Source organism: Alcanivorax sp. HI0083 (assembly GCF_001635175.1).
In genome coordinates, this window is sequence record NZ_LWFX01001142.1 from 1 (window position 1) to 8099 (window position 8099).

Below are 8099 nucleotides of genomic sequence, written 5' to 3' on the forward strand. Positions count from 1 at the left end.
AGCAACGTGGTCACTGTGCTCTTGGCATTGGAGCCGGTAATCGCCACCAGCGGCTCGCTGGCCGCACGGGCGAACAGCTCAATGTCGCCAATCACTTCCTTGCCATCCACGACCTGCTCGGCGATGGCCGGGGTCGATACCGCCACACCCGGGCTCACGATCAGGCGACGGGCCTTGCCCATCCAGCCTTTTTTGAAGCTACCGGTGTGAACTTTCAGGTCCGGAAATTCTGCGCACAGGGCATCCAGCCCGGCCGGCTCAGCACGGGTGTCAATGGCGCGCACGGGCATCCCCTGATCCGTCAGATAACGGATCACGGAGCGGCCTGTTACACCCAGACCAATGACCAGATCAAACCCGTCTTTCGCCATAAATTGACTCAATCCCCTATCGGATTTTCAGGGTCGCCAGACCCACCAGTACGAGAATCACGGTGATAATCCAGAACCGCACAATGATCTTCGGCTCCGGCCACCCCTTCAGTTCAAAATGGTGATGAATGGGGGCCATGCGGAAAATCCGCCGACCGGTGAGCTTGTACGAACCCACCTGCAACATCACCGATACCGTTTCCATCACGAACACACCGCCCATGATGAAAAGCACAATTTCCTGGCGCACGATGACTGCCATCACACCCAGCACCGCCCCCAGGGACAGCGCGCCAACATCGCCCATAAACACCTGGGCGGGATACGCGTTGAACCACAGAAAACCCAGGCCCGCACCACACAGGGCAGCAGAGATAATCACCAGCTCACCGGCACCGGCCACGTAGGGAATCTGCAAGTAAGTCGCAAATTCCGTATGCCCTCCGGCGTAGGCGAAGATGCCCAGGGCGCCACCCACCAGCACGGTGGGCATGATGGCCAGGCCATCCAGACCGTCAGTCAGGTTCACCGCGTTGCTGGTGCCGTTAATCACAAAATAGGTGAGCACGATGTAGAACCAGCCCATGTTGATGGCTACGCTTTTGAAGAAGGGCACGATCAACTGGGTTTCCACCGGGCTTTGCGCGGTGAAGAACAAGGCACAGCCGGCACCAAGCGCCCCCACTGACAACCACAAATATTTCCAGCGGGCGGGCAAGCCGCGCGGGTTCTTTTCCACCACCTTGCGCCAGTCATCCACCCAGCCCACGGCGCCGAAAATGAACAGCACCCCCAGGGTGATCCAGACGAAGCGGTTTTCCAGGTCGCCCCACAGCAGGGTAGAGATAACAATGGCCACCAGAATCAGCGCGCCGCCCATGGTGGGGGTGCCCGCCTTGCTCAGATGACTTTTCGGACCATCGTCGCGAATGGCCTGGCCCACCTGCTTTTCCTGCAGTTTTCGGATCATGATCGGGCCGACCCAGAACGCGATGAACAACGCCGTCAGCACACTCAAGATGCCGCGCAGGGTGATGTATTGCACCACCAGAAAACCGCTGTGGTATTGCGCCAGATATTCCGCCAGCCAAAGCAGCATCAGCGTGCCCCCTCTGTGTGTGTGCGTTCCTGTGTAAGCCGCTGCACCACCGCTTCCATACCGGCGCTACGGGATCCTTTCACCAACACCGTGCCGCCTTGCGCCAGCACCGGGGCACTCCAATCCGCCGCCTGTTGATAGTCCTCGGCAATTTTTGCCGCTTCGCCATAGCCCCGTGCAGCTGCGGCCGCACCGGTCATGACAACCAAACCGGAAAGCCCGGCCTGACGAGCGTATTCACCCAGTTCCTCTACCAGCGAATCAGCCTGCGGGCCCAACTCGCCCATGGCGCCCAGCACCAGCATTTGTGGTGCCGGTTGCGCGGCCAGCCAATCAATGGCGGCGCGCACTGAACCCGGGTTGGCGTTGTAGGTGTCATCCACCACGGCGCCGGCACCGGCGGCCTGGATATGCATTCGTCCGGGGACCGGTTTCAGTGCTGCCAGACGCGGCAACACCTGAGGTAAATTTACGCCCAAGGCACGCACCGCCGCGCAGGCCATCAGAACATTGCTCACCTGATGTGCACCGGGCAGCGGTACCGTCACCGCTTCGCCCAGCGGCTGAAGCACAAACTCCGCGCGATCACGGTGCAAAACAATGTTCTCGGCATACAGATCGGCACCGGTGCGCGTGCTTTCATCCATACTTACCCGCACCACGGTCAACCCGGCGGCACGGGCTTTTTCGGCGAAGAAATCCGCAAAACTGTCATCGTTGTTGATGATCGCCTGACCACCCGGCGTGCAGCCGGCAAAGATTTCCGCCTTGGCATCGGCAATACCCTGCATGGAACCGAAGCCTTCCAGGTGCGCGCCGGTCACGTTAGTAACCAGCACCACCTGCGGGCGCGTCAGCGAACTGGTCCAGGCGATTTCGCCCGGCGCATTGGCGCCCAGTTCGATTACCGCGAAACGATGCTCTGCGCGCAGGCGCAACAGGGTCAGCGGCACCCCCACGTCATTATTGAAGTTGCCTGCCGTGGCCAAAGTGCCGTCACCCAGCATGGCCGCGGCCATTTCCTTCACCGTGGTCTTGCCGGCATTGCCGGTGACCGCCAGGCGGGGCAAATCGAACTGGGCGGCATAACCGCCGGCAAGTCGCCCCAGACCTTCACGGCTGTCGGCTACGCGCACAGCGCTTTCGAAACTGTCCTGTTCGCGGTCCACCAGTGCCGCAATGGCGCCACCGCTTTTGGCCGAGGCCAGAAAATCATGGGCATCAAACCGGTCACCACGTAACGCCGCAAACAGGCAACCCGGCTCGATGGCGCGGGTATCGGTGGCCACCGCATTCACTTTCAGGTCGTCACCCTGCAAGGCGCCGCCGGTCCATTCAGCGATTTGTGACAGCCACATCATTGCGCACCTCCCCGGGCGATCAACGCCTTGCGGGCCAGGTCGCGGTCATCACTGGGGTAACGCACGCCATCCACTTCCTGATAATCCTCGTGGCCCTTGCCGGCGAGCAGAATCACATCGCCGTCACTGGCCGCATGCACGGTATCCATCACCGCCTGGGCACGCTCAACAATGGCCTGCACCGAGGCTGAATTGGTAAGGCCGGCTCGCATGTCATCAATAATCTGTTGCGGGTCTTCGCTGCGCGGGTTGTCGCTGGTGAGCACCACACGATCCGCGCCACGCTCGGCCACAGCGGCCATTTGCGGGCGTTTGCCGGTATCCCGGTCTCCGCCACACCCCACAATGCAGAACAGCCGACCGTGGAAATGGGCGCGGCATGCCTGCAAGGCTTTTTCCAGCCCGTCCGGAGTATGGGCGTAATCAACGATCACGGTGGGACAGCCCGTCTGCTGCACCGGTTCCATACGACCGGGCACCGGTGTCACCGCCGCCAGTGCACCGCCCAGTGAAGCAGTGTTGACGCCCTGACCATGCAGAATGCCGGCAACGGCCATCACATTGCTGAGATTGAAACGACCGAACAGTGGCAACGTCACCGCGAGGGGCTCACCGCCGACCGTCAGCTCTGCCTCCATTCCATCAGCAGTAAAGACGACCGAAGCACAACGGACCGTGGCACCCTGCTGATCGCCGAAGGTCACGCAACGCACACCGTCGGCCAGGCATCCGATCAACGAATAAGCCGCCGGATCATCGCAATTGATCACCGCCAGCTTCACTCCATCGCGGGTGAACAGCACGGATTTGGCCGCCAGATAGGCTTCCATGTCCCCGTGGTAGTCCAGATGATCCCGACTCAGATTGCTGAACACCGCCACGGGTACTGGCGTTGACCCCAGCCTATGCTGATCCAGCGCATGGGAAGACACTTCCATGGCCACACAATCCGCGCCCGCATCACGCACCCGGGCCAGACCGGCCTGCAGGGTAATCGGATCCGGTGTGGTATGACCGGTAGTCTGCTCATCGCCTTTCAAGCCCAGCCCCAGGGTGCCAACCAGGGCGCAACGGTGCCCCAGTGCATTAAGGGCATCGCGCAGGAACCAGGTGATGCTGGTCTTGCCGTTGGTGCCCGTCACGCCCACCACATTCATGGCCGCACCGGGCTCGCCATACCAGCGCGCCGCCAGCGTACCCACGCGACGCCCCAGCCCCGGCAGCGCCACACAGGGCACCGCCTGATCCTGTTGAATCGCAAAGGTTTCTGCGTCCGCCAGCACTGCCACCGCACCGGCGGCGATCGCCTGGCTGACAAACTGGCGGCCATCGCTGGCCACGCCCGGCACGGCCAAAAAGACATCACCGGGCACGACCTTGCGGCTATCGAGCTGTAGCCCGGAAAGCACAACACCCTCCGCAGAAGCTGGCAGGGTGACATCGGGTAGCAATTGCTGGAGGGTCATCATGAGCGATCCTCCGCATCCGGGCCGCCGGCCAGCAGCCCGTCGGGCTTGTCCGGTGGCACATGCAGCGAACGCAACACGCCACTCATGATGTTGGAAAACGCCGGCGCCGCGACCAGCCCCCCGTAGTAGGCTTTTCCGCCTGGATCATCGATTACCACCACGGTGACAATGCGCGGATCCGTTGCCGGGGCCAGCCCGGCAAACAAACCAATATAGTTGTCATCGGCATAACCGCCGGCCATCACCTTGTGCACCGTGCCGGTCTTGCCGGCCACCTGATAGCCCGGCACCTGCGCACGGCGCGCGGTACCCACACGGCTGACCACGGTTTCCAGCATCTGCACCAACTGCCGAGCCGTCGCCTTGCCAATCACCTGCTCGCCCTGCGGCACGCCATCCACCTTTTTCAGGGTCAACGGCACTTTGACACCATCGTTGGCGATCACCGCGTAGGCCTGGGCCAGCTGCACCGCAGACACGCTCAAGCCGTAACCATAGGACAGCGCCGCGCGCTCCACATCGCGCCACTTGCTGCGCAGCGGCAACAGGCCGTTACTCTCACCGGGAAAGGCAATGTGGGTGGATTGGCCAAAACCAAAACGCTCCAGATAGCCCGGCAAGGCCAGCGGCTCCATAGCCAGTGCCAGCTTGCTGGTGCCCACGTTGGAGCTCTTGGTCAGCACCGTGGTGATGTCGATGACACCATAATCCCGGTGATCACGAATCGTTTTGCTGCCCACCCGCAAGGTACCCGGGTGGGTATTGATGGTGGTGGACGGTGTCACCATGCCCATCTCCAGGGCCGCCGCCACGGTAAACGGCTTCATGGTGGAACCCGGCTCGAACAGGTCCGTGACCGCCCGATTGCGCAGCGCGCCGGTATCCAGGTTGCCGCGATTGTTGGGGTTATAGGCCGGCTGATTGACCATGGCCAGCACTTCCCCGGTGCGCACATCCAACACCACTGCGCTGCCACCCTTGGCCTTGAATTTCTGCACCGCGCCGAGCAACTCCCGGTAGGCCAGGTATTGCAGCCGCAGATCGATGCTCAGGGTGACATCTTCACCGGGCTCTGCCGGCTCCAGCACTTCGATATCCTGAATCACCCGACCCAGCAGATCGCGCACCACTTTCTTGCGACCGGAATGACCGGACAGATGATCTTCCATGGACAGCTCAATGCCTTCCTGGCCCTGATCATCAATATTGGTAAAGCCCACCACATGGCTGGCCACTTCGCCGGCCGGGTAATAGCGGCGGTATTCCGTCAGCGAATAGACGCCGGGCACATTCAGATTCAACACCGCCTTGGCCGCTTCCGGTGCCAGGCCACGCTCCAGATAGATAAACTCGCGGGATTCATGTCGGCGCACTTTCCGGGCAAACGCTTTCTGGTCGATCACCGGGTTGCCGGCCAGGCGCCCCCATTGGTCCTGGTGCTCCATGGCTTCGCGGGGATTTACCCACAAGGTCACCACCGGCGTGCTCACCGCCAGCGGCTTGCCGGCGCGATCACGAATCACCCCACGATGCGCTGCCAGCGGCTCCACACGCAGGTTGCGGATATCGCCCTGATGGGCCAGAAAATCGTGCTGAATCACTTGCAGATCCACGGCCCGAACCAGCAACAGACAGGCACACACCGCCCAGAAGCCCAGCACAAAGCGCCAGCGCATCAGGTGATTCGGTTGCCGTGTCTTGCGGGCCTGTTTCTTCATGGCCGGATCAGCACTCTCTCATCGGTCTTGGGTAATTTCATGCCCAGCTTTTCCCGGGCCAGGCTTTCCACCCGGGCGTAACTGCCCCAGGTGCTGTGCTCCAGCAACAACTGACTCCACTGGCTCTCCAGTCGGGTCTGACGCTGCTGCAAGCGCTGACTTTCATCCGTGAAACGACGCGCCTGATGCACGCTGTAGCTCACTGCCAGCGCAGACATCACCACCAGCACCACCAGGGCACGGATCATCCACGGGGCCGCCATCAGGCCACCTTCTCCGCGACGCGCAACACTGCACTGCGCGAACGCACATTCACTTTCAGCTCCGCCTTGCCTGCACGCATGGCCTTGCCCACCGGCTCCAGCCGCTGGGGCATTTCATCACCCAACGGCAAACCACCACGCCCTTTCGGCGCGCGGCCGGAGTGATCGCGAATAAACAGTTTCACGATCCGGTCTTCCAAAGAATGGAAGCTGATAATGGCGAGACGCCCGCCGATGGCGAGCGTCTCGAGGGACTGTTCGAGCACTTGATTCAGCGCATCCAGTTCCCCGTTTATATGTATTCGCAGCGCCTGAAAACTGCGCGTGGCCGGATGCTTACCCTGCTCGTTACGCCCCAGCACCGACTCAATCAAATCGGCCAGCTGCAGGGTGCGGGTAATCGGCTGCTCTTTGCGGGTTTCACAAATACGCTTGGCAATCCAGCGCGACTTGCGCTCTTCACCATAGCGATACAGCACATTGGCAATGTCTTTTTCCGCCGCATGGGACAACCACTCCGCCACGCTTTCGCCCTGGGTCGGATCCATGCGCATGTCCAACGGGCCATCGCGCAAAAAGCTGAAACCGCGGGAAGCATCGTCCAGTTGCGGTGAGGACACACCCAGATCCAGCAACAGGCCGTCGATCGGCCGGCCCGCCTGTTCCACCACTTGCGGCAGGCAATCAAAACGGCTGGCCATCATGTGAAAGCGGCTATCACTGGCTGCCAGCTCCTGCCCGGCGGCAATGGCTTGCGGATCACGATCAATGCCGGTCAGGCGGCCGTTGTCGTCCAGGCGCGCGAGCAAGGCACGGCTGTGGCCACCACGACCAAAAGTGCCGTCCACATAAAAGCCTTCGCTCTGGCTGAACCACATATCCAGCACCTCTTCCAGCATGACCGGCTGGTGTGCGTACTGCGTGTTTTCGGTCGTCATCAGAACGACAGCTCCTGCACACTTTCCGGCAAGGCCGCCGGATCCAGGGTGCCATCCACGTCGGACCAGCTTTCCTCTTTCCAGATCTCGAATCGGTGCATCTGCCCGATCAACATGGCGCGTTTTTCCAGGCTTATTGCCGCCCGCAACTCCGGCGGCACAAGCAGACGGCCATTACTGTCCATCTCGATTTCGGCAGCCTGACCCAGGAAGCGCCTCTTCAGCTGACGCACCTGCGGGTTGGAATCACGCTGCTCGGACAGCTTCTTGGCGGTGTCCATAAATTCGGCACGCGGGTAGAGCGCCAGACAGTCATCGAACGGGTGCAGCGTGAGCACAAGCTGGCCGCCGCACGTGTCGATCAACGACGCACGGTACCGGGTCGGCATGGTTAGCCGCCCTTTGGCATCCAGATTGAGTGCTGCGCTCCCAGTAAACACTGGCCGTCCTCTTGCTCTTGGTTATGCGGTTCCTTCCCGGGGCTTTTGCCCCACTTCGTGACACCGGCCACTAAGAAATTCCCACTTTTTCCCACTTTTCACCACATTGAGACACTCTAGGGCCACTGCAAAGCCCAAGTCAAGCGTGACGGCACCGGGAAACGTAAAAGAATTTCCAGATAAATCAGCCTGTTAGCGGCCCATTTGGGCAAAAGAAAGGGTGCAGAGAAACGATAGACGGAAGGAGTTCCGTGACGAATCAGAGCGCTGGGACGCGCAGATGAGAAAGCACTTTAAGTGTTAGACAGATTAGTTATTACTAACTTTATTTATATACCACTATTAGCAGAACGCATTAGCAATCCGCTGAAGGAAGCCGATAGTTACCGCTATCCAGCAAGTCCACGCCGCACTCCAGCTGCGCCAGCCAGCCCAGAAAG

At 60.9% G+C, this 8099-nt stretch carries 7 protein-coding genes and 1 pseudogene; all 8 read right to left on the bottom strand.

Going from position 1 to position 8099, the window contains the following annotated elements:
- Positions 1 to 371 (bottom strand): annotated as a pseudogene (gene murD / locus A3754_RS16125) (UDP-N-acetylmuramoyl-L-alanine--D-glutamate ligase); the annotation flags it as partial.
- 16 nt (positions 372 to 387) lie between these two features.
- Complete coding sequence (mraY, locus tag A3754_RS16130; RefSeq protein ID WP_007150321.1) at positions 388 to 1470, bottom strand: phospho-N-acetylmuramoyl-pentapeptide-transferase; 1083 nt, start codon at positions 1468 to 1470, stop codon at positions 388 to 390.
- Positions 1470 to 2831: a UDP-N-acetylmuramoyl-tripeptide--D-alanyl-D-alanine ligase gene (gene murF / locus A3754_RS16135; RefSeq protein WP_063520523.1), complete on the bottom strand. Its 1362-nt coding sequence runs from the start codon at positions 2829 to 2831 to the stop codon at positions 1470 to 1472. The genes mraY and murF overlap by 1 nt, the downstream gene beginning before the upstream one ends.
- Entirely contained in the window at positions 2828 to 4300 is a 1473-nt protein-coding gene (locus A3754_RS16140; RefSeq protein ID WP_063520524.1) for a UDP-N-acetylmuramoyl-L-alanyl-D-glutamate--2,6-diaminopimelate ligase, read from the bottom strand. The genes murF and A3754_RS16140 overlap by 4 nt, the downstream gene beginning before the upstream one ends.
- Positions 4297 to 6018 carry a penicillin-binding protein 2 gene (locus A3754_RS16145; RefSeq protein WP_063520525.1) on the bottom strand — a complete coding sequence of 574 codons (1722 nt, stop codon included), beginning with the start codon at positions 6016 to 6018 and terminating at the stop codon, positions 4297 to 4299. The genes A3754_RS16140 and A3754_RS16145 overlap by 4 nt, the downstream gene beginning before the upstream one ends.
- Entirely contained in the window at positions 6015 to 6281 is a 267-nt protein-coding gene (gene ftsL / locus A3754_RS16150) for a cell division protein FtsL (protein ID WP_063520526.1), read from the bottom strand. The genes A3754_RS16145 and ftsL overlap by 4 nt, the downstream gene beginning before the upstream one ends.
- Positions 6281 to 7219 carry a 16S rRNA (cytosine(1402)-N(4))-methyltransferase RsmH gene (gene rsmH, locus A3754_RS16155; RefSeq protein WP_063520527.1) on the bottom strand — a complete coding sequence of 313 codons (939 nt, stop codon included), beginning with the start codon at positions 7217 to 7219 and terminating at the stop codon, positions 6281 to 6283. Before rsmH ends, ftsL begins: the two co-directional genes overlap by 1 nt.
- Positions 7219 to 7659 carry a division/cell wall cluster transcriptional repressor MraZ gene (gene mraZ, locus A3754_RS16160; protein WP_039926899.1) on the bottom strand — a complete coding sequence of 147 codons (441 nt, stop codon included), beginning with the start codon at positions 7657 to 7659 and terminating at the stop codon, positions 7219 to 7221. Before mraZ ends, rsmH begins: the two co-directional genes overlap by 1 nt.
- Positions 7660 to 8099 lie beyond the last annotated feature (440 nt).

Coding starts and splice junctions, on each gene's coding strand:
- mraY (WP_007150321.1), bottom strand. CDS start 1,470: ATGCTGCTTTGGCTGGCGGAATATCTGGCGCAATACCACAGCGGTTTT.
- murF (WP_063520523.1), bottom strand. CDS start 2,831: ATGATGTGGCTGTCACAAATCGCTGAATGGACCGGCGGCGCCTTGCAG.
- A3754_RS16140 (WP_063520524.1), bottom strand. CDS start 4,300: ATGATGACCCTCCAGCAATTGCTACCCGATGTCACCCTGCCAGCTTCT.
- A3754_RS16145 (WP_063520525.1), bottom strand. CDS start 6,018: ATGAAGAAACAGGCCCGCAAGACACGGCAACCGAATCACCTGATGCGC.
- ftsL (WP_063520526.1), bottom strand. CDS start 6,281: ATGGCGGCCCCGTGGATGATCCGTGCCCTGGTGGTGCTGGTGGTGATG.
- rsmH (WP_063520527.1), bottom strand. CDS start 7,219: ATGACGACCGAAAACACGCAGTACGCACACCAGCCGGTCATGCTGGAA.